This window comes from Rhodopseudomonas parapalustris (assembly GCF_053772255.1).
Genome location: NZ_JAMKBZ010000001.1, coordinates 41,306 through 67,596, shown reverse-complemented (window position 1 = coordinate 67,596; position 26,291 = coordinate 41,306). Strand labels below are relative to the sequence as shown.

The window sequence follows — 26,291 nt, the reverse complement described above, 5'->3', positions numbered from 1 at the left end:
GCTGTTAGCAAGCGGCGGTTCTTGCGAGGTTAAGTCCGAGGAGCGGTCGCCGCTGCGCCACGCGTGATTAACGAAACGTCAACATTCGCAGCCGGTTATGGTGAACCCTTTGTTAAGAGGCATGGTTTATTGATCGTTGACGAGAGGCGTCCTCTGGGCGTGGGGTGAAGTTGCGTCGGCCGGAAGTGTCATGATTGTTCGGCAATTCATCAGTTGGATCCGTCACGCACCGGCCGGCGAACGCGCCGAAGCCACCCGCGCTCTCGCCCGAGCCTGGTTGATTTCCGATCTTTCGATCGATGACCGTATCGCCGCCGAAGGCGCGCTGCTGTTGATGCTCGACGATCCGGCTGCGCAGGTGCGCAGGGTGATCGCCGAAGTGTTCGCGTCTAGTCCTGATGCGCCGCCGACGATCGTGCGGGCGCTGGCCGCCGATCAGGCCTCCGTGGCGCTGCCGGTGCTGGAAGCCTCGCCGCTGCTGCTTGATGCCGATCTGGTCGATATCATCGCGACCGGCGACAACGCGGTGCAATGCGCGGTGGCGCGCCGCTTTCAATTGCCGGCCGCGGTGTGCGCGGCGATCGCCGAGGTCGGCTCGCCCGCAGCGGCGCTGGAGCTGATCGAAAATCCGCACGCCGAGCTGGCGCCGTTTTCGTGGGACCGCATCGTCGAGCGCCACGGCCATCTCGCCGCGATCCGCGAGTCGATGCTGGCGCTGCCCGATCTGCCGGCCACGACGCGGCTGGCGCTGGTGGCGAAGCTGTCCGACACCTTGCAGCAATTCGTGGTGGCGCGGGGCTGGCTCAGCGCCGACCGCGCCGCGCGCGCGACCGGCGAGGCGATGGATCGCTCGACCGTGGTGATCGCCGCGGGCGCCCGCGGCGCCGACATGGCGGCCTTGATGCGGCATCTGCGCCAGACCCGCACGCTGACCGCCGGACTGATCCTGCGCGCCCTGCTGTCGGGCAATCTGCCGCTGGTCGAGCACGCGCTCGCCGAACTCTCCGGCACCGCGCCGTCGCGGGTCGCGGCGTTGCTCGCCGATGGCGGCCGCACCGCGCTCAACGCGCTGCTCGGCCGCGCCGGCCTGCCGGAGACGGTGTTTCCGGCCTTCCGCGCCGCGCTCGCCGCCGAGCGCGAAATCGGCTTCGTGGCCAATGAATCGGGGGCCGCCCGGCTGCGCCGCCGCATGGTCGAGCGGGTGCTGACCCAGTGCGAGACCGATCCCGACGCCGCCGGCCCGCTGCTGATTTTGCTGCGCCGCTTCGCCACCGAATTCGCCCGCGAAGAAGCCGCCGCACTGCGCGACGAAGTGATCGCCGAACAGCAAGCCTGGACCTACGCGCCGGTCGCGGCGTAGCGCGGCCCGCAAGCCAACGATGAGTCATTCCGGGGCGGTTGCGTAGCAAGCGAACCCGAAATCTCGCGCTGTTGAGCGCTCGGCGTTGTCACAACCTCTGGATTCCGGGTTCGCCGCTGCGCGGCGCCCCGGAATGACAGGCTCTCGGCGAACCTACTCCTCCGGCACCAAGCTCGGTGCGAGGATGGCTTCCAGGTGTTCGGGGCGGTCGCGGTTGACGGCGGCGAGGTAGTCGTCGGCGACGCCGCGCAGCTTGCGGTTCAGCGCGCGCTGAACTTCGGATTTCTGGCCGCCGGCGCCTTCGCGGACGATCGCCTGGATCGCGGCGACATGGTTGGCGATCAGTTCGTCCGGCACCTTGGCCAAATCAGGCGCGTGCTCGATGATCCGGCACAGGCTGGCGGCGGTCGCGGCCGCGGCCGGAAAGCCGAAGGTGGTAGCGTCGCCCTTGATGTCGTGCGCGGCGCGGAACAGCGCGGCGCGGTTGTCCTTGGTGACGCCGTCGTGCAGCAGCGCGGCGTGAGCGGCGGCGAGCCGCTGGCATTCCTCCGCCATCCAGTCGCCGAACTCGCCGGACAGCGAGGCCAGCGCCGCTTCGGCGCGCGCCACCGGATCGTCGGCGGGCTCCGCCGGGGTGTCCTCGGCCAGCCGCCGCATCGCGCGGCGCAGCGGGTTGGCCTGGGTGATCACCTGGTGGGTCGGGAAGGTCGCGACCTGAATGTCGCCGGGGCGTGGCTTGCTCATGGCTCTCGATCGCCTGCTAGGTGTTGACCCGGGCTTTGTCGAGCAGCGACGGCTGCTGGATGATGTCCGCTTCGCCGCCGTGGCGCCGCTCCGGGCCGATATAGCCGGCGGTGTTGTTGCGGCGGCGGTCTGGGCCGAAGTAATTGCGGGTGCGGATGAACGGGCGCGGGCTCGCCACCACGTTGAGGATGCGCTGATACAGCCCCTTCGAGGAGATCGGCTTGGCGAGGAATTCGGTGACGCCGGCATCGCGCGCCAGCGTGACGCGGCGCTTTTCCGAATGCGCGGTCAGCATGATGATCGGCGCATACGGATTGCCCTTGGCTTCCGGCTGCCGGATCATCTGCGCCAATTCCAGCCCGTCGAAGATCGGCATTTCCCAATCGGTGATCAGGATGTCGGGCGAATAGTGGCTGTACATTTCCAGCGCGGTGGCGCCGTCCTCGGCCTCGTAGACTTCGCGGGTGCCGAACGAATGCAGCAGCGTGCGCAGGATGCGCCGCATGTGCGGATTGTCGTCGACGATCAGGAAGCGCAGCTTGTTGAAGTCGATCCGGTACATGGCACGGCCCGGGCGCGCTTTGCGCCGATAAACGTTGCGTTAACGATAGCGGTGCGTCGTTAAGGAAGAGTTGAGGGGGAAGCGGCCGGCGCTGGCCGGCGAGGGAGTGCGACTTTCGGCTGCGACTGCGTGGCGCAGCCTTGCCGAATCCGCCGCCGCCACAACTTAGTGGCGATGGAACCCGAAATCGGGCCGACTAGGGGTTCTCCTGATTCGGATGGCGCGCATGACCACGACCACCCCGCATTGCCCGGCCTGCAACGTTCCCTTGGAGCTCACCGCCAATCGCCCGCTGGTGCAGGGCTATCAGGTGCGCGAATACAAATGCGCGACGTGCGAGACGATCACCCACCGCGCCACGCCGTGGGACCACTCGCTCACCGAGCCGCACGGGCATTTCTATCACGAGTAGCTCGTGCTGCACTGCACAGGCCGCTTCATCAAAGATTAGCCATCGCGCACGACAGACGCCCGCATGCGCCGGCCGGTTGTCGCCGGTCATTTCTGGTTATGACTCCGGCGCCTAGCATCGTGTATCGTTCGCACAGCGACGCAGTCGGCCCGCCGTCCCGGCACCGGCCGCGCGCCAATCGAGGAGAGGAACGACCATGGGTGACGATGTCGTCGCGTTCGCAGTGTTCACGCTGATCTGCAGCGCCTTCCTCGCCGGGCTGATGCTCACCTACACCCGCCGCATCAACCGCCTCCGCAACACCGTGTCGGCTCTCACCGAACTCGTCCCGCAACCGGTCCCGGTGCGCAGCAAGAAGGGCTGAGCGCTCAGGCCTCTCCCCACGAGTCATTCCGGGGCGCTTGCGCAGCAAGCGAACCCGGAATCTCGCTCTGCGAAGCGACCCGCCATGTCGTGAAGCGCGCGCCGGTCGTCTCTGATCGCCTCGTGATCCTGCGCTGCGCCGCGCAGCCGTTCGCGCGGCGCGCCATTGCTGCTATCACGCGTGGGGCAGGCCAGTGCCGGCCCGCTGGAGCAGCAGACGGAGGCAAGCATGGCAGTCGAGAAAGTCGCCCTGATCACCGCGGGCGGCAGCGGCATGGGCGCCGCGGCGGTGCGCCGGCTCGCCGCGGACGGTTTTCACGTCGCGGTGCTGTCGTCGTCCGGCAAGGGCGAGGCGCTGGCGCGCGAGCTCGGCGGCTTCGGCGTCACCGGGTCGAACCAGTCGAACGACGATCTGAAGCGCCTGGTCGATCAGGCGATGGCGCAGTGGGGCCGGATCGACGTGCTGGTCAACAGCGCCGGCCACGGGCCGCGCGCGCCGATCCTCGAGATCACCGACGAGCAGTGGCATCAGGGGCTCGACGTCTATTTCCTCAACGTCGTCCGCGCGACGAGTCTGGTGGCGCCGATCATGCTGCAGCAGAAGGCCGGCGCCATCATCAACATCTCGACCGCCTGGGCGTTCGAGCCGAGCGCGATGTTTCCGACCTCGGCGGTGGCGCGGGCGGGGCTCGCCGCCTACACCAAGATCTTCGCCGACCAATACGCCGCCGACAACGTCCGGATGAACAACGTGCTGCCGGGCTGGATCGACAGCCTGCCGGCCACCGAGCAGCGCCGCGACACCGTGCCGATGAAGCGCTACGGCACCAGCGCCGAAATCGCCGCCACCATCGCCTTCTTAGCTTCCGACGGCGCCGCCTACATCACCGGGCAGAACATCCGCGTGGACGGCGGCCTGACGCGGGCGGTGTGACGGCGCGGCGCCCGCGGACCGCAGGCCATTCAGGGGCGACAACACAAGCCACACCTCGCGGCCTCTCCCCACGTCATTCCGGGGCGCGAGCAACGCTCGCGAACCCGGAATCTCATGCAGCGAAATTTGCGTTCGCCGGCAGATCAATCGTTCGGCCGCAGCCTCCGCAACGAGTCGTCCCCGCGCAGGCGGGGACCCATATCCCCTGGCTTTGCAGATGAGGGAAGGCGTTTGCCGCTGGACTTCTCAATCGAGATGCTGCGTCGTCCCCGCCTGCGCGGGGACGACAGGTTGATAGGTCGTAGCTGTGGTCATTGAGGCCCGGCCGTTCAGTTCGGACGGGAGCGCTATGCGACCTTACGCAACGCGAAGCTGATGCCATCGGTCGTGCTGACGTAGCCGAGCCGCGCCAGCGATGCCAGCACATCGGCGACCTTCTTCTCGGTCGACTTGGTCCGCCGGAACTGCGCAGCAAGGCTCTTGGCGTCGAGCGGGGCGGCGGCCGCGGCAAGTGCGGCAAACACCGCGGCGGTCTGCTCCACGGCGCCGGCCGGGAACGACGGCTTCTGCTGGGTCTGGCCGAGATCGAGCGTGGCCGCGATCTGCGCGCCTTCTTCCTTCGCCGCCTGCTGGTCGACGCCCTTGGCGAACCGCGGGATCTGATAGTCCGGCCGCAGCCAGCGCACCAGCCCGCGCTTTTCCTCGGCGGCGCGCTCTTTGTTCAGCGCGACAAGCCGCGCCAGGATCTCGTCGTCGGACAAATCTGCCGGCCAGCCGTAGGCCTCGGCCACGGCCACATCGAGCCTGTCGTGCAGCTCTTTGAGGATCAGCACGAGCCCGTCGTCAAAGATGCGCTGCTCGTCCGGCGTCAGCACATTGCTATTTCCATCCTGCCCCAGCACACTTCTCTCTCCGTCATGGCCGGGCTCGTCCCGGCCATCCACGTCTTTCCTGGCTCTGCGGCCGGAAGGCGTGGATCCCCGGGACAAGCCCGGGGATGACGGCTGTGCGTGGGGCACCGCGCCCGCCCTGATCCGCTCCAGCACGTTGTACAGCCCGGTCAGCGTCAGATGCGGATGCTCCGCCAGCACGCGCTTGCGATGCGCGTCGAGTTCTTCGGCGATCAGGCGAATTGTCTGCTTTTGAATCGGATTGGCGTCGGGGAAGGGGAAGGGATCGAAGACTTTGGATTTATTCCAACGCGGATCATTTCCAACGCCTAACCAGCCACCAGCAGCCAGCGACCAGACAACATGGATCGTTGAGCTCAGAACGCCAAGAAGAAACGGATCGGATGTCGCAACGATTACCAAGCCATCGTCGCATACTATTTTCGAACTGACGAACTGGAAAACGCGGTGCTTTGCGGTATCAACCGTAGCAACATAACGTTCAAGGTCCTCAAGGGCGGGCCTTAATTCTCTTCTCGGCTCGCCGAATATCCACCAATTCTCGCGGTAAGTAGCTCTATTGTTGTTGTCTCTCTCGGGTTTCACTCTAAGCGATAGATGTTGATAGGCCTCGGGGAAGTCTCGGCGGATTTCGTCTACAGTTCTGCCGAAAAAGTCGATCACTCGAAGGTCGCGGGATACTTGCGCAAAGTCGCGACCATTTCGATATGGACGAATGAACTGGTCTAGTCCCTTACGCGTCCCAAGTCCCAGTTGAATTGCTTCTTTCTCTGTAACAACGAAGCCGCGACCGTGAAGTTTGACGCCATCATGAGCAAGTCCTTCATTGGCGAGTAGCTTGGCTGCTGAATTGACGTCGGTTCCGACCGTCAGATCGGAGTGGATCGTTCCAACGCGTTCAGTGAACTTGATCTCTGGCTCATCAGTTTCAAGTCGCGCTTCGGACATGACTTCTCTGAGGAGACCGGCATGTCTCCCTGGTGTCACAACCGTCATAGCGATTCTTACGGCTGCTGCTCCCTGTGTCGCCTTTGTCCATGGATGGTCAGGAACTGCCATGGCGATTGAGATCGGTACCTTTCCATCAAGGTGCTGCTTAATAACTCGTCGAGAAAACTCTTGGGTGATGGAGTTCGTGGTCACGAAGCCGAATCGTCTAAGGAGCGCTCCTTTTCGCACCAAGACCCCCGCTGCGTGATCCCACCAGTAAACTACAATATCTGCACCGCCGTTGATGTGTTTGTGCGAGGCCCATACTGCTTCTGCGTACTCGTCCCCAAATTCGCGTCTGAAGTCTTGGCCTGCAGTAAAAGGCGGATTCCCGACGATGAATTCCGCCGCCGGCCATTCCGGTTGGCGCGGGTTAGGATAGGTCTCTTTGCCGTCCACGATTTTTGGCAGCGGCGCGCCGTCCCAGTCGAGTACGGCATTCTTGACCTTGATGTTCTTGAATGCGCGCAGGATCGGTTCGTCTGGCGGGGCGCCCTTGGTGCGGAAGTGCCATTGCAAGTAACCGATCCAAAGCACCAGCTCGGCGATCGCTGCGGCGCGCGGATTGATCTCGAGGCCTAGGAACTGGTGCGGATCGACCGTGTGCGTGTCGAGCCAGTCGATTGCCTCCTGACCTCCGAGTGTCTCCAGCGTTTCGATGACTTCGCCTTCGAGCTTCTTCATCTGCTCAAGGGCGACATAAAGAAAGTTTCCGGTTCCGCAGGCCGGGTCAAGTACACGCGTTAGGCAAAGCTTCTCGTGAAACGCCTTAACGACTTCTCGGGCGCTCTTGTAAAGCGGATCAGCTGAGCGACGGTCGTTCTGCTGTACCAGCTCTTCTGCCTGCCGCCGGAAGTTATCGGCCGTGGCCACGACGAATTGCCAATCTTCACGCAGTGGCTCGACGATGGTGGCGATCACCAGCCGTTCGACATAAGCGCGCGGCGTGTAGTGCGCGCCCAGCTTCTTGCGCTCGCCGGGGTCGAGCGCCTGTTCTAGCAGCGTGCCGAAGATCGAGGGATCGACCTCGTTCCAGTCGTATTCGGCGGCGCGGCGCAGTTCGCCGATCTCCTCGCGGCCGAGCGGCAATGCGGCGCGGCTCTTGAAGAACTCGCCGTTGAATTTCTTCACCTTGGCCTTGAGCGCGTGCGCCCATTGCCCGGTGTCCATCGCCTCCCAGAGCTGACCGACGTCGTGGACGAAGGCTTCGGGATTGCGCTCGCATTCCTCCAGCAGGTCCTTGAACGATTTCTCCGGCAACAGGCCGACGTCCTCGGCGAACATCGTGAACAGGCAGCGCATCAGGAACATCGCGACGTCGTCGGCCGGATAGGTCAGCTTCTCCAGCGCGAGCGAGACCTGTGCGAGGCGCTTGGCGATGTCGCGCGTGACCTTCGCCGATTTCTGCGCCGGATCGAGCGCTTGCGGCTCCAGCCAGATCTTGCGCAGCCGCTCGCGCACGGCGTCGTCGCGCAGATCTTCCAGATAGATGCGGAAGCTCTGACGATCCGGAAACTGGGTGTAGTTTTTGCCCTGTCCGCTGAAGTCGGCATAGACCTCGATGCAGTGGCCGACGTCGCACACCAGGATGAAGGGCGGCCAGCCGTGCGAGGCGGGCAGGGCGCGGGCGTATTCCTCGGCCTGCCGCTTGGCGTTGAGCATCAACACATCCCAGGCGCGATCGGCGCCGCGACGGCCACGCGTTGCATGAGCTTTATCGGGATGGAACAGCTCGGTCTGGTTCTTGATTTCCTTCTTCTGCCCTTGCCAGCGACTCTGCTTGGCTTCGAGCACGAAGCTGTTCTTCTTGTAGAGGTCGATGCGGCCGTAAGACGCCGAATCCTCGGCGGTTTTCTTCACCACGCGTTCGAACACGTAGTCGTTGTGCTCATGCGTTGCATCCGCCGGGTCCGGCTTAGGCAGCCCCAGCAACGCGATCAATTCGGTGAGAAACGAGACGTAGTTCGCGCGCTCCTGCCCGCCTTCACGGCCTTGCCAACGCGCGATGAACTCCTCGATAGACGTAACGCTTGTATTCCCCATGAATGCAACTTAGCGAGGCCAAGTGGGTCCGTCCACGACAGCGTGGAAACGAAAGCGCTGCGCCCCGTCGCCCCCTCAATACCCAAACTGCTCGCTCAAGATCCGCTCCTCCAGGCTATGTCCCGGATCGAACAGCATCCGCATCGCGATGGTTTTGTCGGAGATCACTTCGACGCGGCGGACGTCGCGGGCTTCGTCGTGGTCGGCGACGGCGGCGACCGGGCGTTTGTCGACTTCGAGCACCTCGATCACCACGAAGGCGCTGTCGGGCAACAGCGCGCCGCGCCAGCGGCGCGGGCGGAACGGCGAGATCGGGGTCAGTGCCAACAGGTGCGCGTTGATCGGCAGGATCGGGCCCTGCGCCGACAGATTGTAGGCGGTCGAGCCGGCCGGGGTCGCGACCAGGATGCCGTCGGCGACCAGCTCGCTCATCCGCTCGCGCTCGTCGATGATGATGCGCAGCCGCGCCGCCTGATGGGTCTGGCGAAACAGCGACACCTCGTTGATGGCGTGATGGATGTGCACCTCGCCGTAGATGTCGGTGGCGCGCATCAAGAGCGGATGAATCACGGTCTCGCGCGCGGCGGCGAGGCGGGTGCGCAGATCGACCGTCGAATACTCGTTCATCAGAAAGCCGACGGTGCCGCGATGCATGCCGTAGATCGGTTTGCCGCTGCGCATTTGCTGATGCAGCGTCTGCAGCATCAAGCCGTCGCCGCCGAGCGCGACCACGATGTCGGCGTCCTCCGGCTCGGCGTTGCCGTAAAGCTGCACCAGCTGTGCCAGCGCGGCCTGCGCCTCGGCGCTGGTCGAGGCGACGAAGGCGATGCGGTCGGTCGCGATGCGCGGCGTTGCGGGGCGGGACGAAGGGGTGCGGTCTTGCCGCGCGGAGTTGCTCATCGAAGGCGGCCTCTGACGGCGGCGGACGGCGCGGTGCGGGCCGCCTGTCACCGCCGCCGGTCTATACGAGGTGTCCTGGCATTGTCGAGCCGGGCAGGCGGGGGAGCGGCTTTGGTGCATGACCAACAATTCATGCTGATGAACGGAAGCCGACGGCTGCCGTCAGGTGCGGTTCAGTGCCGCAGCTCTAGGGTCGGCACCGTGATCGAGCACCCGGCCGCTCCGGCCCCGCGCTCCGATCAAGCGAATTTCGACCCGACCCTCGAGGAGATTTGCCATGATCAAGACCGTGTCCGCTGCGCTCGTTGCCGTTTCGATGCTGGCCGCCCCGGCGCTCGCCGCCTCCGCCGACAAGACCCCGGCTGCGCCGGCCACCACTCAGACCGCGCCGGCCGGCAACACCGCGCAGGCCGCGCCGATGCAGAAGCAGGCCGGCAAGCATGTGCAGCGCCAAGTCGGCAAGCATCATGTCGGCAAGCATCATGCGGCCAAGCATCGCGCCAAGCACCAGGCGATGCAGGCGCCGGCCGCCAAGCAGCATCTGTCGAAGGCGTCGATCCGCCACATCGCTCCGAAGCGCGGCTGATCGCCTCCGCGCATCGATGCCCGCCGTGCCGCGTTTCCCCCCGCGGCACGGCGGGCAATTGATTTCGCCGCGCGGCGCGCTATTGCATCAGGTCATGCGCCGTCCTGCGATCCCGTTGCCGACCTCACTGCTGCCGCTGCGTGCCGTGCTGATGCTGCCGCTCGCGGCGGTGCTCGGCGCCTGCGCGATCGGCGGCTCGGCGTCGTTCGACAGCGATCCGCCGCAGCCGTTTCCGCAGAACTATCGCAGCGAGATCCCGGCCTTCCTGCGCACCTATCTGAACCAGCCGGCGGGGCTGCGCGATGCCGCGATGGCCGAGCCGGTGCAGCGCCCGGTCGACGGCCGGACGCGCTGGGTGTCGTGCCTGCGCTTCACCCCGCGCGGCGGCGCCCCGCAGAGCATGGCGATCGTCCATGTCGACGGCCGGCTCGACCGGGTCGCGCCGGAGGACGGCGAGCTGTGCGCCGGCGTCGTTTATGCGCCGTTTCCCGAGCTGGAAAAATTGTCGCGCTGATCCCGACCGGATCGCAATCCGCAGCGACTCATCTGATGCGAGCACCGGCATGGCCGGGTTCCCGAGTGTTGCGGCGTCGTCACAGTCCTGCTGAATGATTGCTACGCCGTCGCCACCGGGCAACCAAACGATTGCCATGCTGTTTTGAGCACATCGGAACGCATCGAAAGAGGGACGACGATGAAGACGATGAAGAACACTCTGCTCGGCGCAGCGGCGGTGATCGCGCTTTCCGCTCCCGCATTCGCCGCCGATCTGCCGCCGCGGCCCTACACCAAGGCGGCGCCCGCCTATACGGCGCCGCAGGTGGTGTACAACTGGACCGGCTTCTATGTCGGCGGCCATGTCGGCGGCGCCTGGGCCGGCGACAACAACATCACCGGCAATTCCGGCCGCTTCTTCGGCGGTGTCCAGGGCGGCGCGGACTATCAGTTCGCCACCAACTGGGTGATCGGTATCGAGGCCCAGTATAGCTGGATGTCGTCGAACAACACCGGCGTGATCTTTCCCGGCGGCAGCACCGCCACCGAAGACACCCGCGGCCTCGGCTCGGTCACCGGCCGGCTCGGCTACGCTTGGGGGCCGACGCTGGTCTACGCCAAGGGCGGTTACGCCTGGCGCGACAGCGACCTCAGCGTCGCCTCGCTCGGCGGCGTGCCGTCCGGCTACACCACCAGCGGCAGCCGCAACGACGGCTACACCGTCGGCGCCGGCCTGGAATATCTGTTCGCGCCGAACTGGTCGGCCAAGGTCGAGTACCAGTACTACAAGTTCGGCGACACCACCTTCACCGGTGGCCCGGCCGACGTGGTCGGGACTTCGTTCCGCAACGACGAGCACACCGTCAAGGCGGGTATCAACTACCGCTTCGGCTGGGGCGGCCCTTCGGTCGCCAAGTACTGACCGACGCCCAACTCCGTCGCACCCATTCTCGCTTGAGGGCCGGCCGTCGCGCCGGCCTTTTTGCGTGCGCGCCGAAGGGCTTAGCGAAGCGGGAATCGAAGGTTAACGAGGGTTAAATCCGGCGAAAAATATCGCTTGGGACTCTGGAGCTAGAATCACCCGATGGTCCGGTCATGACATCGGGTTCCAACATGACGACGATCCTGAAGACCCGCATCGACAGTGCGCCGTTCGGCCTCACTCTGGCTCTGCTGGGAGCCTGTGCGGTCAATCTCACCGTGCTGATGCGATGGCTGTGAACGCCGCAAACGCCAGCGGCAGCCGCATTGACCGGCATCAAGGCCGGGGCGTGGCGTGCGGCCGATAATCGCGCAAGTTGCGGTGCCGCTAATGCGGCGCCGCGGGCCGCGGGCGGCCTTGCTGGAGCCGCTGCGCCCGTCCCTTGCGGAGGACCGATCCGATGAGCGAGAGCGACGTACTGGTGGTGGCTGCGGCCGGCCTGTCGACTGTGGTGATCTGGCTCGGCGTTGTGATCCAGGGGCGGATCTCCGCCGCGCTGGCGTCGCGGCACTGATCGGGCGCAGTCAGGCGACCGGCGAGCCTTCGATCACGATCCACGGCAGCTTGCAATCGGCGGCGACGTCGTAGACGTCGACTTGGCCGCAGCGGCGGCACTCGTAGGTGCGGTGTTCGCTGCCACCGGGCGCGGGCGAATTGCGCGTCAGGTTCGCAACCGCCCCACACGCACCACAGGGGTGGAAAAAGTAGTCCCGGTGCTGAAACGATCGCATGCCGACGTATCCTGTAAAAAGGTAACGTGATATTTTTGGCGCCAATGCCATTGTGTGATTTGATGAAAATCAAGCCGGACGAAATTTGTTCGGCTTGATTAAGAGTTAGGCCAGTCTGCCGGCCCCCGGCGCGGCATCGATGGCGCAGCCGGAAAGGTCTTCTCGGGAAGGCGTGGTGCCGGCGGAGAGGATCGAACTCCCGACCTTCGGTTTACAAAACCGCTGCACTACCGCTGTGCTACGCCGGCATCGGGCAGACAGCTAGCAGCGCCGGTGCGGATCGACAAGGCCGCAGCAGCGCTTTCCGGTGGCGCGGGAGGGGGCGATTGAAAGCCGGCGTTAACGACGTTGCGGCGGAACGCAGCAAGCGGACCCGAAACCGTGCTCGCGCGTTAGGCTTACCGGCTGCTCGCGGCCGTGCCTTAACCCATCTGCCAGGCTTTTCCCTTACCGTTTGCCACATGTCCGATGTTTTCACCTTTCGGCGCCTGGTCCAGGCGATGGTGCTGCTGACCGCGACCGCGGCCCCGGCTTTCGCCGAGAGCGGCGGACGGGCGATCGTGATTCCCGGCCGGCCCGGCGTGCCGATCATCATCAACGGACGCGATGCGTCCTATGCGATGATCGAGGGCGATTGGGGGCTGGAGCGCGGCACCCACGTTCAGCCGACGATCTATGGCAGCCGGCGGGTGGTGTATCCAGAGGTCGGCCACTATTACCCCGGCTCAAACCGGCTGCCGGGCTACGGCCGCCTCGAGATCGAGCCGCCGCCGGACCGCAAGCTGCCGAAGCCGGCCGAGAGTTTCCATCAGTCCTGGGGCGCGGAATCGCTGCCACCGCAGCCGGCGCCGCCGACCCCGATGATCGAGCCCCAGGTGCTGATCGCGCCGCCGTTCGACGAGGCCCCGCGGCCCGGCCCGCGGCCGTACCGGTGATGGCGGCCGTGCCCTCGACCACGATCTCGACCGACCACGATCTCGACGACGACATCGAACAGGAGCGTAGCATGCGTAACATGATTTCCGGACTGGTCGCGGCGGTCGCCGTGGTGACCGTGAGCGCCGCGCCGGCGCTGGCCTGCGGGGGAGGGCTGTTCGGCGGCGGCTGCGGGACGTGCGGCCCGGTGGTCAGTCCGTGCGGCAACGGCTACGCCACGTTTGAAACCGGCTACGGCTATGGCTATGGCACCGCGGCGTTCGAACGCCTGCCGGACCCGACCCGCTATTATTACGTCAACCAGGGCCCGGCCTATACCGGCCCCGGCCAGTTCGCGCCGCGCCCCTATTACGACGAGCGCGCCGTCTCGGTGTATCGCACCGGCACTGCCTATACCGGCGGCGCCTATGCCCACGCGATGACCCATCAGGTGATCGGCGAACCGTCCTGGGGCCCTGTGATGGTGCGCTATCACGGCCGCCACCACGCCCGCTCCTGGGCGCACCGTCACCCGCATGCCGGCTGGCACCGCGGCCATCGCCCTCATGGGCCGATGCGTCACCACCGCTATTGATCGGCGTGTTGCGGTTTCGGCGTTAGCGGCGGCCCATCAGGCCGAGGCGGCTGGCGCCGATGTACAGCGCCAGCGCGGCGGCGTTGGAGACGTTGAGGCTCTTGATCTCGCCCGGCATGTCGAGCCGGGCCACGGTGTTACAGGTCTGCCGGGTGAGCTGCCGCAGGCCCTTGCCCTCCGCCCCCAGCACCAGCGCCAGCGGCTGGTGCAACTCGACCGCGGCGAGGTCGTCGTCACCCTCGCTGTCGAGGCCGACGGTAAGGAAGCCGCGGTCATTCAGCTCGGTCAGCGCCCGGGCAAGGTTCTGCACCAGCACCAGCGGCACCAGCTCCAGCGCGCCGGAGGCAGACTTGGCGAGCACGCCGGTGGCCTCCGGGCTGTGCCGGGCGGTGGTGACGATTGCCTGGACGGCGAACGCCGCGGCCGAGCGCAGAATCGCCCCGACATTGTGCGGATCGGTGATCTGATCGAGCACCAGCACGATGCCGTGCTGGGGGAGGGTGTCGATTCGCGGCGTGTCCAGCGGATCGGCCTCGGCCAGCATGCCCTGATGCACCGCGTCCGGCCCGAGCTGGCGGTCGATCTCCGACGGCCGGACGATCTCCGGCGCGATTCGGGTGTCGATGTTCTCTTCGGCCAGCCTGCGGGCGGCATTTTCGGTCAGCCACAGCTTGCGAAACTTGCGCTGCGGATTGGCCAGCGCCGCCGTCACGGTGTGCCAGCCGTACAGGATCACGGGCCCGTCGCCGTCGCGTTCGCGGGCTTCGCGGCGGAACCCGGCAGGGCGTGGCTTGCCGCGGGGCGGGCCATCGCGGCGGGAAAAGCGGGGATTCGGCGGTCTGTCGCTCATGGCGGCGCTTGTCTCACGCTCTCTTGCACAAGGCAATTTCGCTTAGATCGTCCGATATGACGAAGGAGTGTCGAAATCGTCATGGGGTTGGTTGACTTTAGGGGGCCGCATCGCCCATAACCGCGCCGCGTTGCAGGCCCGCCCGCGGGCTCGCTGCGGCTTCCGGTCCCGGTTTTGCCTGCCACAGGCGTTCGGCCGGCGGCACGGGCGGGGGAGTGTCCCGAGTGGCAAAGGGAGCTGACTGTAAATCAGCCGCCTCATGGCTTCGCAGGTTCGAGTCCTGCCTCCCCCACCATCCGACAAATTGCTGAAAAGATTAACTGATCGACGCGCCGGCGAAAGCTGCGGAACCACGCGCTCGAAGTCAGCGACAGCTGGGGTCGGGCTTGGTCGAGATTGTTCGGCCTACGGCGGCAGTTTCAATGATATTCCAATGCAAATGGCGGACGTCGCGTCATCTTTGAAGCCTGTTGCCTCTGGTCCCTGCTCAGTTCCTGGGCACGACGGGCGAGAAGCGAGCAGCCTCTCAATCCAGCGACGGCGCCTCGGTGTTCTGGTTGGCGTTCTGGTCAACGATACGCTGCATCATCGCGACGAACTGGACCTTCTCGCGTGTCGACAAGCCTTGCAGCGTTGCCTCGTGGGCCGAGCGCGCGGCGCCTTCAATCTTCGCCAGGAGCTGCGCGCCTGCCCGGGTCAGGCGACAGAGGCGTGCGCGGCGGTCGTCGGCGTTGACCGGTCGTTCGACCAAGTGGCGCGCTTCGAGGCGTTTCAGAGCGCCGGTGGTGGTGGTGCGGTCGAGCGCGATGTCGGCCGCAAGCGTTGTTTGATCTGCAGTTTTCCGCGCCGCGAGGGCAGACAGCAGGCTGTATTGGAGCGGCGTGACTTCAAATTGACCACACGCCTGCTGAAACAGCGCCACATGGATCTGGTGCAGCCGCCGGATCAGAAAACCGGGACGCTCGGCCAGCGGCCATGGTTTGTGCGCAGCCTCGGCCCCGCTGAAATGCTTCTGCCGCAAGCGTTTCTCTCCATCTCTCCAGGCTGACCGGCCACAGCCGCCCGCCGAAATCCAGTAACGCGATTCTCTACGTCCTTGGTCTCTTAGACTTTGGCATAGGTCTTGCTTGATGCAAATGCGAAGCATGCTTCGTAATTTTGGTCAGGTTCTTGGAGAGCGGTTCGATGTCGGTGAGTGCCAGCTTTGATCTTCTGTTGCGTGGCGGGCGAGTGATCTGCCCGGCCTCCGGCATTGATGGCGTGATGGATGTGGCGGTGCGCGGCGGCAAGATCGCGGCCGTGCAGAAGGACGTTCTGCCGTCGAGTGCCAAGGAGGTGGTGGACGTCGCGGGCCAGTTGGTACTTCCGGGTCTGATCGATACGCACGCGCACATCTATCAGTATGTCTCCGGACGCTTCGGCATGAACCCCGACATGGTCGGCGTGCGGTCCGGCGTCACCGCGCTGATTGATCAGGGCGGGCCGTCCTGCATGACGCTGCCGGGCTTTCGTCATTTCATAGCCGAGCCGGCGAAGTCGCGGGTCTATGCGTTCCTGTCGGCCTATCTCGTTGGCGGCCTCGAAGGCCATTACTACCCGCAGCTCTACAGCCCGGAGGGGGTTGATATCGACGCCACCGTGAAAGCTGCGCGCGCCAATCCCGACATCGTGCGCGGCATCAAGGCCCATGCGGAGATCGGTGGCTTCGCGCGCTGGGGCATTCGCGTCATCGAGATGGCAGCGGAGATCGGCCGCCGGGCCGAGCTGCCGGTGTACGTGCATTTCGGCCAGCTCTGGGGCCTGCCGAAGAGCGGCGCCAATGGCGAGGACGCCGACACCATCCTGACGCGCGTCATCCCGCTGCTGAAGGAAGGCGACGTGCTGGCGCATCCGTTCACGCGGCATCCCGGCGGCTTCATCAATCGCGAAGGCGTGGTGCATCCCGTGATTCAGGCGGCGATCGATCGCGGTCTGAAGGTTGATGTCGGCCACGGCAGCCACTTCTCTTATCGGCTCGCCAAGAAGGCGATCGCGGCCGGCATCGTGCCGACGACCCTCGGTGCGGACATCCACGGCTACAACACGCATGTGCCCGCGCCCGCCGGCACGCCCGATCAGCACGAGGACGAGGAGAATCATCCTTTCGCCGGTCAGGCCAAGTTTAGCCTGGTGCAGGCGATGAGTTCGATGATGGCGCTCGGCCTGTCGCTCGAACAGGTGGTGCCGATGGTCACCGCCAATCCCGCCAAGATGATCGCGCGTTCGGACGAGATCGGCGCTCTCAAGGTCGGCATGGATGCGGACGTGTCGGTGCTGACGCAGCGCGCCGGCCGCTTCGTGCTGCGTGACAACGAGAACACCGAAGTGATCGCGGACAGCCTGCTACAGCCGGCGTTCTGCCTGCGCGCCGGCACTCGCTACGACGCCGACGCGGCGATCCTGCCCGAAGCCGTCGCAGCCTGAGGAGGACATGGTGCACGGACTGATCGACCAGCATCAGGCCAGCGGGCAGGGGGTCGGCGCACGCCTGCCGCGCAAGGAGGACGACCGCCTGATGCGCGGTCGCGGCCAATACGTGGCCGACATCCGCCTCGCCGGTATGCAGGACGTCGCTTTCGTGCGCAGTCCGCTGGCCCATGCGCGGATCTGCGGCATTCACGTGCCGGAAGCGTATCGCGACCGTGTGTTCACCGCCGAGGATCTCGTCGGCGTCAATCCGATCCGTGCGGTCTCGGGTCTGCCGGGATTCAAGATTTCCGAACAGCCGGTACTCGCGACCGGCAAGGTGCGGCAAGTCGGAGAGCTGATCGCGATGTGCGTCGCGCCGACGCGTGCCGAGGCCGAGGATATCGCCGCCGCCGTGGTGCTCGATCTCGAAGAGCTGCCGGCGGTGCACGACATGCTGCAGGCCCGTGCGCCGGATGCGCCGCTGGTGCACGAGCATTGGGGCGACAACGTCTTTCTCGAAACCAACTTCGAGGTCGACATCTCGGCGGCACTCGACGCGCCGATCAAGGTGTCGCGCGAGATCAACACGGCTCGGCAGTGCATGGCGCCGCTGGAAGGCCGCGGAGTGGTCGCCAGCTTCGATCACCGGCTCGATCAGCTCGTCGTCACGACCTCGGCGCAGATGCCGCACATCAACCGCAACGGCCTCGCCGAATGCCTCGGCATGGATCAGGGCCGCATCCGCGTGATCTCGCCGGATGTCGGCGGCGGTTTTGGCCACAAGGGCATTCTGCTGCCCGAAGAGATCTGCCTGTCGTGGCTGACGATGCGGCTCGGTCATCCCGTGCGCTGGATCGAGGATCGTCGCGAACATCTCACCGCCAGCGCCAATTGCCGCGAGCATCACTACAAGATCACGGTCTATGCCGACCGCGACGGCAGGCTGCGCGGGATCGATTGCGAGGCGACCGTCGATTCCGGCGCGTACTCGTCCTATCCGTTCTCCGCGTGTCTGGAGGCCGCGCAGGTCGCCAGCATCCTGCCCGGGCCGTATGTGATGCCGGCCTATCGCTGCCGCACCTTTTCGGTTGCGACCAACAAATGCCCGATCCTGCCGTATCGCGGCGTCGCGCGCACCGGAGTCTGCTTCGCGCTGGAATTGATGCTCGATCTCGTGGCGGCCGAAGCCGGGCTGGAGCCGAGCGAGGTTCGGCTGCGCAATCTGGTGCAGCCCGACCAGATGCCGTTCGACAACATCACCAACAAGCATTTCGACAGCGGCGACTATCCGGAGGCGATGCGGCGGGCGCTGGAGGCCATCAATGTCGAGGCCCTGCGCGCGCGCCAGCGCCGTGGCGAGCCCGACGGTCGCCGTATCGGCCTCGGCCTCTCGATCTATTGCGAGCAGGCTGCGCACGGCACCTCGGTTTATTCCGGTTGGGGCATTCCGATGGTCCCGGGCGACGAGCAGGCGACGGCGCGGCTGACGCCGGACGGCGGGCTTGAGCTGCGCGTCGGCGTTCATTCGCACGGCCAGAGCATGGAAACCACGCTGGCGCAGGTCGCGCACGAGATGCTCGGCGTTGATGTCGGCAACGTCCGGATCATTTTGGGCGATACGGCGATGACGCCGTATTCGACCGGCACCTGGGGGTCGCGCTGCGCGGTGATGGCCGGCGGCGCGGTCGCGACCGCCTGCGGCGATCTCGGCGACCGGATCAAACGGATCGGCGCCAAGCTGCTGCAGCAGGACGTCGCCGACGTCGAACTGATCGACGCCGAAGTTCGCGGCCCGAACGGCAGCGTCACGCTGCGTGAGATCGCCCACACCTGGTATCGCCGCCCGCAGGATCTGCCGAAGGATGTCGATCCCGGAGGGCTCGACGTCACCTCCGGCTACAAGCCGCAGCGCGACAGCGGCACCTTCAGTTATGCGGCGCATGCCGCAGTGGTGGCGGTCGATCCCGATCTCGGCACCGTCGAAATCCTCGACTACGTGATCGTCGAAGACGGCGGCGTGCTGATCAATCCGATGGTGGTCGACGGCCAGATTTTTGGCGGCCTCGCGCAGGGCATAGGGACTGCGCTTTACGAAGAGATGCCGTTCGACGGGGCGGGGCAGCCGCAGGCGACGACGTTCGCCGACTATCTGCTGCCGGGGCCGACCGAGGTGCCGGCGCCGCGGCTCGATCATATGGAGACGCCGGCGCCCTATACGCGGTTCGGCGTCAAGGGCATCGGCGAGGGCGGTGCGATTGCGCCGCCGGCCGCAATCGCAAACGCCGTCAACGACGCGCTACGGCCCTGTGGTGCTGAACTGATGCGCTCACCGATCACGCCGCATCGCGTGGTCGAGGCGGTGATCGCGGCGCAGGGCGCGGGGAGGGCGGCCGCATGAAGCCCGCGCCATTCGACTACGCGCGCCCGCGCGACCTGTCTTCTGCGCTTGCGCTGCTCGGCAGCAACGCGGGCGCCAAGGTGATGGCCGGCGGTCAGTCGCTGGGACCGATGCTGAACCTGCGGTTGGCGCAGCCCGAGCAGATCATCGACATCACTGCGATCGACGAGCTGAAGCAGGCTGAAATCAGCGGCGACGAGCTTGTGCTCGGCGCTTGCATCACCCACGCCGACATCGAAGACGGCCGCGTCCCGGACGTCACCGCCGGCGCGATGCGCAGCGTCGCGGCCAATATCGCCTATCGCGCTGTGCGCAATCGCGGCACGATCGGTGGCTCGCTGAGCCACGCCGATCCATCCGCCGACTGGGTATCGGTGCTGACGGCCCTCGGCGCGCGGGTGACGCTGCGCAGCGCATCTGCAACCCGACAGGTGTCATTGTCCAATTTTATCGTCGGCGCGCTGCAGAGCTGTTTGCAGCCCGGCGAATTGGTGGCTGCGATCCATATTCCGAAGCGGTCGGCTACGGCTCATTGGGGCTATGTGAAGGCCTGCCGCAAGACCGGCGAGTTCGCGCACGGCCAGTGCGCAGCGCTGATCGATCCCGACGCGGGCTGGGCACGGATCGTTATCGGCGCACTCGATGCCACGCCGATCCTGATCACGGAGCCGGCCGAGCTATTCGGTGGCCGCATCGGCGCCGACTACAAGACCCGGTTCGATCCGCGTGTGGCGGACCGATTGCTGAACGAAGCAGGCGTCGCCGACGCCGCGCATCGCCACATTCATCTCACTGTGCTGAGGCGCGCATTGCAGGAGGCCGCATGAGCACGCTGGCCCTCACCGTCAACCGCCGCGCCGTCGATTGCCGTGCCGAGCCGCGCACCAGTCTCGCTGACGTGGTGCGCGATCATCTCGATCTCACCGGCACGCATCTCGGCTGTGAGCACGGCGTCTGCGGCGCCTGCACGGTGTTGATCGACGGTGTGCCGGCGCGGTCGTGCATCACTTTCGCTGCTGCTTGCGAGGGCGCCGCCGTCACCACCATCGAAGGGCTCGACGACGACGAGATCGCCACCGAGCTGCGTGCCGCCTTCACGCGCGAGCACGCGCTGCAATGCGGCTATTGCACGCCGGGCATGCTGGTGTCGGCACGCGACCTGGTGCTGCGGCTGCCCGATGCGGATGAGCAGGCCATCCGCGTCGGCATGAGTGGCAATCTGTGTCGCTGCACCGGCTATGTCGGCATCGTCCGCGCGGTGATGTCGGTGATTGCTGTCCGTCGGGCGCGCGGTCTCGCGGCCGAAGGGAGCGGCGAGCGCAAATTGGGGCCGGTCGGCTCCGGACATTGTGCGGAACAGACAAATCTGCGCGTCGCGACGGCGCAGACGATCGCGGGAGCCGCTGTCCCAGCAGCTAACGTTTCGATCGCTGAGTTCACGCCGGCCACGACGATCGAGCAAGCGTTCGAAGTGCCGCATCCGCCGTCGCAGGTTGCGGAACTGTTCACCGATGTTGCCGCGGTTGCCGCCTGCCTGCCGGGCGTGGCCCTTACCAACGCCGACGATCCGAGCCGGGTCGAGGGTGAGATCCGTGTGCAGGTCGGGCCGATCGCCGCGCAGTTTGCCGGCGTCGCCCGGATCGAGCGTGCCGACGACGGGCTCTCCGGCCGGATCATCGGCACCGGCAATGATCGCCGCAGCCGATCATCGACCCAGGGTGAAATCCGCTATCGGCTGAAGCCGTTGGACGCGGGGCGCGCGACGCGGGTCGACCTGACGATCGGCTACACGCTGACCGGTCTGCTGGCGCAGGTCGGGCGCAGCGGTCTGGTGCGCGATCTCGCGCGACGGCTGATCGATCAGTTCACCGGCAACCTCGAACGCAAGCTGTCCGGCGAGACGGTCGTGCCGGCCGGCGCTGATCAACATCTCAACGGGCTGGCGCTGTTGCTGGGCCTGATAAGGGCGCGGCTGCCGCGCTGGCTGGGAGGGACGACCCGCCGGTAGCGGTGGGCGAAGGCGACTTGCGACGGGCGCCGGGGGCGGCGTCCGATCAACCAAACAAAACGATCACGGAGAAACGAGGATGATGCGAACCCTGCGGACTGCTTCTCTCATCGCGGCGGCCACTGCGCTCCTGATGGGAACGGCCTCGGCCGAGACGATCAAGATCGGCGTGAACGAACCGCTGACCGGTGCCTTCGCGGCTTCCGGCACTTACGTCGTCAACGGCGCGAAGATTGCGGCGGACGAGATCAACGCCAAGGGCGGCGTGCTCGGCAAGCAGATCGAGCTGGTGATCGAGGACAACAAGAGCAACCCGACCGAAGCGGCGGCGGTCGCCGAGAAGCTGATCACCCGCGACAAGACGCCGGTGATGATGGGGGCCTGGGGCTCGAGCCTGACGCTGGCGGTGATGCCGAAGCTGATGGAATACGAGGTGCCGATGGTGGTCGAAACCTCGTCCTCCGGCAAGATCACCACCTCGGGTAATCCCTACATCTTCCGCATCTCGCCGCCGTCGGCGATCGAGGCTGCGGCGTTCGGCAAGATCGTCGATAAGCTCGGTCTGAAGAAGGTCGACTTCCTCGTCATCAACAACGATTGGGGGCGCGGCGCCGCCGAAGACTTCGGCAAGATGATGAAGGCGAAGGGCATCGCGGTCGGCCTGGTCGAGACCATGGACCAGGGCGCGCAGGACATGAGCGCGCAGCTCTCCAAGCTGAAGGGCTCTGACTCGGAGACCATCATCGTCACCGCCGCGGTCGATCAGCTCACGCTGCTGTTCAAGCAGGCCGCAGCCCTTGGCTTGAAGAAGCAGATCATCACCACCGGCGGCTCGCAGAACCCCGACCAGATCATTGCCCAGGCCGGTGCCGCCGCTAACGGCACCATGCATCTGACGACTTTCCTGCCGTGGTTCCCGGACAAGACGCCGAACCCCGAAGCGACCACCTACTTCGTCTCCGAATGGAAGAAGCGCGGTTTCGACTTCGCCGGTTGCACCGAGAGCTTCCGCGGCTATGACGGCATCCGCACCGCGGCGGCGGCGATCGAAAAGGCAGGCAAGGCCGAGCCGGCCGCGATCAAGGCGGCGCTGTGGGACATCAAGCTGAAGGGCCTCAACGGCGACATCGCTTTCCAGAAGTCTGGCCCCGCCGGCAAGGAAAGCGGTCAGAGCCAGCCCAACGTGTACCTGATCGAAATCGCGGACGGCAAAGTCGCGATGAAGGATCTCTGACCGCACGACACGACCGACGAGGCGCGACCCGCGCCTCGTCCTTCCCTGGAACGTGAGGATCGACCTTGGGCGAATTCTTTCAGCATCTCATCAATACGCTCGTGCTCGGCGGCACCTATGGGTTGCTCGGCATCGGCCTCACGCTGATCTTCGGCATCATGAATGTGGTGAATTTCACGCACGGCATTCTCTACACGTTCGGCGCCTACGTGATGTTCGTCGTGGTGCAGAAGTTCGAGTTGAACTTCTTCGTTGCACTGCCGCTTTCGATTGCGAGCGGCTGGGCGCTCGGCGCGCTGGTGGAACTGACGCTGCTGCGGCCGCTGCGCGGCTCCGACATCGACACCACCATGCTGGTGATGATCGGCGCCTGGATCGCGATGCAGTCGGCGACACTGTGGGTGTGGGGCGGTGTCGCCAAGTCGGTGCCGACGCCGTTCCCGGACGCGCCACTCGAGATCGGCCCGGTCTCGGTGTCGTGGCTGCGGCTGTTCGTGCTGGTGGCCGCCGGAGCGCTGATCGTGCTGACTTACGTCCTGATCAACCGCACCCGGCTCGGCAGCGCGATGCGCGCCACATTCCAGGATCAGGACACGGCGGCGCTGATGGGCGTCAACGTCAACCTGATCTACACCTCGACCTTTGCGCTGGGATCGAGCCTCGCCGCAGCGGCTGGCGCGCTGCTCGGACCGGTCTATGTGGTCTATCCGGCGATGGGCGATCTCGCGGCCGTCAAGGCGTTCGCCATCGTCATTCTCGGCGGACTCGGCAACATCACCGGCGCGGTGATCGGCGGCTTCATCCTGGCGCTCGCCGAAGAACTGGGCGCCGGCTACATCTCGTCCGGCTACCGCGATGCGATGGGCTTCCTGATCATCATCGCCGTGCTGATCTTCCGCCCGACCGGGCTGTTTCCTCGTGCGGAGCGCGTCGGATGAAATTGCTGCTGTCGATCGTCGTCGTCGCCGCGCTTGCCGCCGTTCCGCTATGGCTGAGCGATCCGTATCTGCTCAACGCGCTGATCACCACTGGGATCTTCGTCATCGGTGCAATGAGCCTCAATCTGCTGCTTGGCTTCACCGGCCAGCTCAGCCTCGGCCACATCGCCTTCTTCGGCATCGGCGCCTATGTCAGCGCGCTGACATCGCTCGGCTTCAGCGTCAGCCTGCCGTTCGGATTGCACGTCGTGCACGAGCCGTGGCCGCCGCTGGCCGGCTTCGCAATCGCCGTGCTGGTGTCGGGGTTGTGCGGCTATCTGGTCGGACGGCTGTCGTTCCGGGTGCGCGGGGCGTATTTCGTGATCGTCACCATCTCGTTCGCCGAGGTGGTGCGGCTGGTGGCGCTGAACTGGGTCGAGCTGACTCAGGGCCCGCTGGCGCTGACCAGCATCCCGCCGATGCAGGTCGGCTTCCCTGGGCTCGGCGAATTCGTCTTCCGCACCAAGCTGCACAACTATTATCTGGTGCTCGGCGTCGCCGTGGCTTGTTACCTGTTGATTGCGCGGCTGGTACGTTCCCATGTCGGCCGGGCGATGCGCGGGCTGATGGAGAACGAGACGCTGGCGGTGTCGATCGGCATCGACGTCACCAAGACGTTGACGCTGGCCGCTGTCGTGTCGGCCGGCATCTGCGGCGGCGCCGGCAGCCTCTACGCGCACTATATCAAGATCATCGATCCCGAAGTGTTCGCGTTCATTAATACGGTGACGATGGTGATCATGGTGATCACGGGTGGGAAGGGCACGCTTGCGGGTCCGGTGGTCGGCGGGCTGATCTTCGGCCTGATGCCGGTCGCGCTGCGGCCGGTGATGGCACCGGAGGCGCAGTGGATCGCCTATGGCAGTGCGCTGATCGTCATCCTGTTCATCATGCCGCGCGGCATCGTGCCGGCGCTGATGCAGTGGTTTCCGCGGATGAAGCCGGTGACGGCGCCCGGTTTCGCCAAGCGCGGTGTTGAGGAGAGCGCGTGATGACAGCTGCAGCAGCCTTGAAGCAACCGGCGGTGAAGACCGCGCTCAGCGTCGACAAGGTCGCGATGCATTTCGGCGGGTTGGTGGCGATCTCCGACATGACGTTCTCTGTCGGCGAAGGCGAGATCGTCAGCCTGATCGGCCCGAACGGCGCCGGCAAGACCACGGCGTTCAACGTCGTCACCGGCTTCCTCACGCCGACGCATGGCGATGTCACCTATCGTGGTCAGTCGCTGCGCGGAATGAAGCCGCAGGCAATCGCCGATCTTGGCCTGATCCGCACCTTCCAGCGGACCAGCGTGTTCCCCAACGACACGGTGTACGACAACGTGCTGATCGGGCTGCATCGCCGCGGCCGGGTCGGCGTGCTGCCGTCGGTATTGGGCCTGCCGCGGGTTCGCCGACTTGAAGTGGAGTTGAAGCAGAAGGCTGCCGAGCTGGTCGAATGGGTCGGCCTCGGCCGCCGCGCGGATGATCTGGCGGGCTCATTGTCTTACGGCGAACAACGGTTGGTCGGAGTGGCCCTGGCGCTCGCCGCCGAGCCGTCGATGCTGCTGCTCGACGAGCCGGTGTCGGGCATGAACGCGTCGGAAACGCACACCTTTGTGCAGCTCATCCGCAAGATTCGCGATCGCGGCATCACCATTCTGCTGGTCGAGCACGACATGCCGATGGTGATGAGCGTGTCGGATCGGATCGTTGTGCTGAACTACGGCCGGATCATTGCCGAAGGAACGCCGGACGTGATCCGCAACGATCCAGCGGTGATCGAAGCCTATCTCGGCCAGGGTGTGAAACATGCTTGAGGTGATCAACGCCGTATGCGGCTATGGCGGCGTCACCGCGCTGCAGGGCATCTCGTTCGAGGTCAAGGCCGGTCAGCTCGTCGCGCTGATCGGTGCCAACGGTGCGGGAAAGAGTACGACGCTGCGGGCGATCTCCGGCCTCGTGCCGCTGCGTGCCGGCGCGCTGCGGTTCGACAACGAAGTGCTCACCGGCGCGCGGCCGCCCCGCATCCTCAAATCCGGCATTGCGCATTGCCCGGAAGGCCGCCGTGTGTTCCCGCACATGACGGTCGAGGAGAATCTCGACATGGGCGCGTATTTGCGCAGTGACCGCTCCGAGGTCGCGGCCGACCGCGACCGGATCTATGGCGAGTTTCCCCGCCTTGCCGAGCGCCGCAAGCAGGCGGCCGGCACGTTGTCCGGCGGCGAGCAGCAGATGCTGGCGATCGGGCGGGCGTTGATGAGCCGGCCGCGGCTGGTGATGTTCGACGAGCCGTCGCTCGGGTTGGCGCCGAACATCGTCGAGCGAACCTTCGCGATCATCCGCCGGATCCGCGACGCCGGCACCACCGTGCTGCTGGTCGAGCAGAATGCCTTCGCGGCGCTCGATATGTGCGATCACGCTTATCTGCTTGAGGGCGGCCGTATCGTGCTGTCGGGCACCGGTGCCGAACTGATCGCCAATCCGCACGTCCGCAAGGCGTATCTCGGTGGCTGACGACCGCCGTGGTCCTGCATGGCCGCAGGACCAGTGGCTTCCGGTCTGCAGTCTGCCGCGGCTCACCGCAGCGGGCATCGTTGCCGTTCGGATCGCGGGCGTGGATCTCGTGTTGGTCGCGGACGGCGGATTAGTTACAGCCTGCGAGCGGGCCTGTCCGCATGAGCAGGCTGATCTCGCGTGCGGACGCCTCGTCAGCGGACGGCTCGCCTGTCCGCGCCACGACGCGTCGTTCAGCCTGATCGATGGCGCGATTTCGGACGGCTGGCCGAGCCGGCCGCTGCGGCTCTATCCGGTGCGGGCCGAGCGAGGCGAGGTGTTCATCAATGCCGCCTCGCTGAAGTCTGTGCGCTGAATC

At 65.8% G+C, this 26,291-nt stretch carries 28 protein-coding genes and 2 tRNA genes; 22 read left to right on the top strand and 8 right to left on the bottom strand.

The window, feature by feature from the left end:
- Positions 1–190: 190 nt before the first annotated feature.
- Positions 191–1,360 carry a DUF2336 domain-containing protein gene (locus tag M9H71_RS00335; RefSeq protein WP_271100365.1) on the top strand — a complete coding sequence of 390 codons (1,170 nt, stop codon included), beginning with the start codon at positions 191–193 and terminating at the stop codon, positions 1,358–1,360.
- 153 nt (positions 1,361–1,513) lie between these two features.
- On the opposite strand, the gene M9H71_RS00330 is transcribed toward M9H71_RS00335, so the two are convergent.
- The gene (locus M9H71_RS00330) at positions 1,514–2,104 is read right to left on the bottom strand and encodes an Hpt domain-containing protein (RefSeq protein ID WP_455403136.1); all 591 of its coding nucleotides are present in this window, start codon (positions 2,102–2,104) and stop codon (positions 1,514–1,516) included.
- A gap of 16 nt (positions 2,105–2,120) precedes the next feature.
- Complete coding sequence (locus tag M9H71_RS00325; protein WP_455403135.1) at positions 2,121–2,666, bottom strand: response regulator; 546 nt, start codon at positions 2,664–2,666, stop codon at positions 2,121–2,123.
- A gap of 226 nt (positions 2,667–2,892) precedes the next feature.
- Here M9H71_RS00325 and M9H71_RS00320 point away from each other — a divergent pair, with 226 nt between their 5' ends.
- The 3 genes from M9H71_RS00320 (at position 2,893) to M9H71_RS00310 (ending at position 4,375) form a co-directional block, all read left to right on the top strand.
- A complete protein-coding gene (locus tag M9H71_RS00320) occupies positions 2,893–3,078 on the top strand; it encodes a hypothetical protein (protein WP_455403134.1) in 186 nt (61 codons plus the stop codon).
- 196 nt (positions 3,079–3,274) lie between these two features.
- Positions 3,275–3,442: a hypothetical protein gene (locus tag M9H71_RS00315; RefSeq protein WP_455403133.1), complete on the top strand. Its 168-nt coding sequence runs from the start codon at positions 3,275–3,277 to the stop codon at positions 3,440–3,442.
- Positions 3,443–3,670: 228 nt separating this feature from the next.
- Entirely contained in the window at positions 3,671–4,375 is a 705-nt protein-coding gene (locus tag M9H71_RS00310; protein ID WP_455403132.1) for an SDR family oxidoreductase, read from the top strand.
- Positions 4,376–4,722: 347 nt separating this feature from the next.
- On the opposite strand, the gene M9H71_RS00305 is transcribed toward M9H71_RS00310, so the two are convergent.
- Both M9H71_RS00305 and M9H71_RS00300 read right to left on the bottom strand, forming a co-directional pair.
- Positions 4,723–8,319: a class I SAM-dependent DNA methyltransferase gene (locus tag M9H71_RS00305; RefSeq protein WP_455403131.1), complete on the bottom strand. Its 3,597-nt coding sequence runs from the start codon at positions 8,317–8,319 to the stop codon at positions 4,723–4,725.
- A 75-nt stretch (positions 8,320–8,394) separates the two neighbouring features.
- Positions 8,395–9,219 (bottom strand): NAD kinase, encoded by an 825-nt coding sequence (locus tag M9H71_RS00300; RefSeq protein WP_455403130.1) that lies wholly within the window; start codon positions 9,217–9,219, stop codon positions 8,395–8,397.
- 277 nt (positions 9,220–9,496) lie between these two features.
- Between M9H71_RS00300 and M9H71_RS00295 the strand changes: the two genes are divergently transcribed.
- The 5 genes from M9H71_RS00295 to M9H71_RS00275 all read left to right on the top strand — a co-directional run bounded on the left by M9H71_RS00295 (position 9,497) and on the right by M9H71_RS00275 (position 11,796).
- Entirely contained in the window at positions 9,497–9,805 is a 309-nt protein-coding gene (locus M9H71_RS00295; RefSeq protein WP_455403129.1) for a His-rich protein BRANT, read from the top strand.
- 94 nt (positions 9,806–9,899) lie between these two features.
- Entirely contained in the window at positions 9,900–10,319 is a 420-nt protein-coding gene (locus M9H71_RS00290) for a hypothetical protein (protein ID WP_455403443.1), read from the top strand.
- A gap of 189 nt (positions 10,320–10,508) precedes the next feature.
- A complete protein-coding gene (locus M9H71_RS00285) occupies positions 10,509–11,222 on the top strand; it encodes an outer membrane beta-barrel protein (protein WP_455403442.1) in 714 nt (237 codons plus the stop codon).
- A gap of 173 nt (positions 11,223–11,395) precedes the next feature.
- A complete protein-coding gene (locus tag M9H71_RS00280; protein ID WP_455403128.1) occupies positions 11,396–11,521 on the top strand; it encodes a hypothetical protein in 126 nt (41 codons plus the stop codon).
- 161 nt (positions 11,522–11,682) lie between these two features.
- Positions 11,683–11,796, top strand: a complete 114-nt coding sequence (locus M9H71_RS00275; protein WP_455403127.1) for a sodium:solute symporter — start codon at positions 11,683–11,685, stop codon at positions 11,794–11,796.
- A gap of 10 nt (positions 11,797–11,806) precedes the next feature.
- On the opposite strand, the gene M9H71_RS00270 is transcribed toward M9H71_RS00275, so the two are convergent.
- Positions 11,807–12,013, bottom strand: a complete 207-nt coding sequence (locus M9H71_RS00270) for a hypothetical protein (protein WP_455403126.1) — start codon at positions 12,011–12,013, stop codon at positions 11,807–11,809.
- 173 nt (positions 12,014–12,186) lie between these two features.
- Positions 12,187–12,261 (bottom strand) — tRNA-Thr (locus M9H71_RS00265).
- A 213-nt stretch (positions 12,262–12,474) separates the two neighbouring features.
- Here M9H71_RS00265 and M9H71_RS00260 point away from each other — a divergent pair.
- Both M9H71_RS00260 and M9H71_RS00255 read left to right on the top strand, forming a co-directional pair.
- Positions 12,475–12,948 (top strand): hypothetical protein, encoded by a 474-nt coding sequence (locus tag M9H71_RS00260; protein WP_455403125.1) that lies wholly within the window; start codon positions 12,475–12,477, stop codon positions 12,946–12,948.
- Positions 12,949–13,019: 71 nt separating this feature from the next.
- A complete protein-coding gene (locus M9H71_RS00255) occupies positions 13,020–13,523 on the top strand; it encodes a hypothetical protein (protein ID WP_455403441.1) in 504 nt (167 codons plus the stop codon).
- 22 nt (positions 13,524–13,545) lie between these two features.
- Here M9H71_RS00255 and rlmB read toward each other — a convergent pair whose 3' ends face one another.
- Entirely contained in the window at positions 13,546–14,373 is an 828-nt protein-coding gene (gene rlmB / locus M9H71_RS00250; protein WP_455403124.1) for a 23S rRNA (guanosine(2251)-2'-O)-methyltransferase RlmB, read from the bottom strand.
- A 209-nt stretch (positions 14,374–14,582) separates the two neighbouring features.
- Between rlmB and M9H71_RS00245 the strand changes: the two genes are divergently transcribed.
- Positions 14,583–14,668, top strand: a tRNA-Tyr gene (locus M9H71_RS00245).
- A 231-nt stretch (positions 14,669–14,899) separates the two neighbouring features.
- Here the strand turns inward: M9H71_RS00245 and M9H71_RS00240 are convergent.
- Complete coding sequence (locus M9H71_RS00240; RefSeq protein WP_455403123.1) at positions 14,900–15,394, bottom strand: MarR family winged helix-turn-helix transcriptional regulator; 495 nt, start codon at positions 15,392–15,394, stop codon at positions 14,900–14,902.
- A 164-nt stretch (positions 15,395–15,558) separates the two neighbouring features.
- Between M9H71_RS00240 and M9H71_RS00235 the strand changes: the two genes are divergently transcribed.
- The 10 genes from M9H71_RS00235 (at position 15,559) to M9H71_RS00190 (ending at position 26,288) form a co-directional block, all read left to right on the top strand.
- On the top strand, positions 15,559–16,836 hold the full coding sequence (locus M9H71_RS00235) for an amidohydrolase/deacetylase family metallohydrolase (RefSeq protein WP_455403122.1): 1,278 nt from the start codon (positions 15,559–15,561) through the stop codon (positions 16,834–16,836).
- A 7-nt stretch (positions 16,837–16,843) separates the two neighbouring features.
- Positions 16,844–19,219, top strand: a complete 2,376-nt coding sequence (locus tag M9H71_RS00230) for a xanthine dehydrogenase family protein molybdopterin-binding subunit (protein ID WP_455403121.1) — start codon at positions 16,844–16,846, stop codon at positions 19,217–19,219.
- Positions 19,216–20,046 (top strand): FAD binding domain-containing protein, encoded by an 831-nt coding sequence (locus M9H71_RS00225; protein ID WP_455403120.1) that lies wholly within the window; start codon positions 19,216–19,218, stop codon positions 20,044–20,046. The genes M9H71_RS00230 and M9H71_RS00225 overlap by 4 nt, the downstream gene beginning before the upstream one ends.
- The gene (locus M9H71_RS00220) at positions 20,043–21,227 is read left to right on the top strand and encodes a xanthine dehydrogenase family Fe-S subunit (protein WP_455403119.1); all 1,185 of its coding nucleotides are present in this window, start codon (positions 20,043–20,045) and stop codon (positions 21,225–21,227) included. The genes M9H71_RS00225 and M9H71_RS00220 overlap by 4 nt, the downstream gene beginning before the upstream one ends.
- A 79-nt stretch (positions 21,228–21,306) precedes the next feature.
- The gene (locus tag M9H71_RS00215) at positions 21,307–22,461 is read left to right on the top strand and encodes an ABC transporter substrate-binding protein (protein ID WP_455403118.1); all 1,155 of its coding nucleotides are present in this window, start codon (positions 21,307–21,309) and stop codon (positions 22,459–22,461) included.
- A 65-nt stretch (positions 22,462–22,526) separates the two neighbouring features.
- Entirely contained in the window at positions 22,527–23,399 is an 873-nt protein-coding gene (locus tag M9H71_RS00210; RefSeq protein ID WP_455403117.1) for a branched-chain amino acid ABC transporter permease, read from the top strand.
- The gene (locus tag M9H71_RS00205) at positions 23,396–24,430 is read left to right on the top strand and encodes a branched-chain amino acid ABC transporter permease (RefSeq protein WP_164607423.1); all 1,035 of its coding nucleotides are present in this window, start codon (positions 23,396–23,398) and stop codon (positions 24,428–24,430) included. Before M9H71_RS00210 ends, M9H71_RS00205 begins: the two co-directional genes overlap by 4 nt.
- A complete protein-coding gene (locus M9H71_RS00200) occupies positions 24,430–25,236 on the top strand; it encodes an ABC transporter ATP-binding protein (RefSeq protein WP_455403116.1) in 807 nt (268 codons plus the stop codon). The genes M9H71_RS00205 and M9H71_RS00200 overlap by 1 nt, the downstream gene beginning before the upstream one ends.
- Positions 25,229–25,933, top strand: coding sequence for an ABC transporter ATP-binding protein (locus M9H71_RS00195; RefSeq protein ID WP_455403115.1), 705 nt, complete (start codon positions 25,229–25,231; stop codon positions 25,931–25,933). The genes M9H71_RS00200 and M9H71_RS00195 overlap by 8 nt, the downstream gene beginning before the upstream one ends.
- A complete protein-coding gene (locus tag M9H71_RS00190) occupies positions 25,926–26,288 on the top strand; it encodes a Rieske (2Fe-2S) protein (RefSeq protein ID WP_455403114.1) in 363 nt (120 codons plus the stop codon). Before M9H71_RS00195 ends, M9H71_RS00190 begins: the two co-directional genes overlap by 8 nt.
- Positions 26,289–26,291 lie beyond the last annotated feature (3 nt).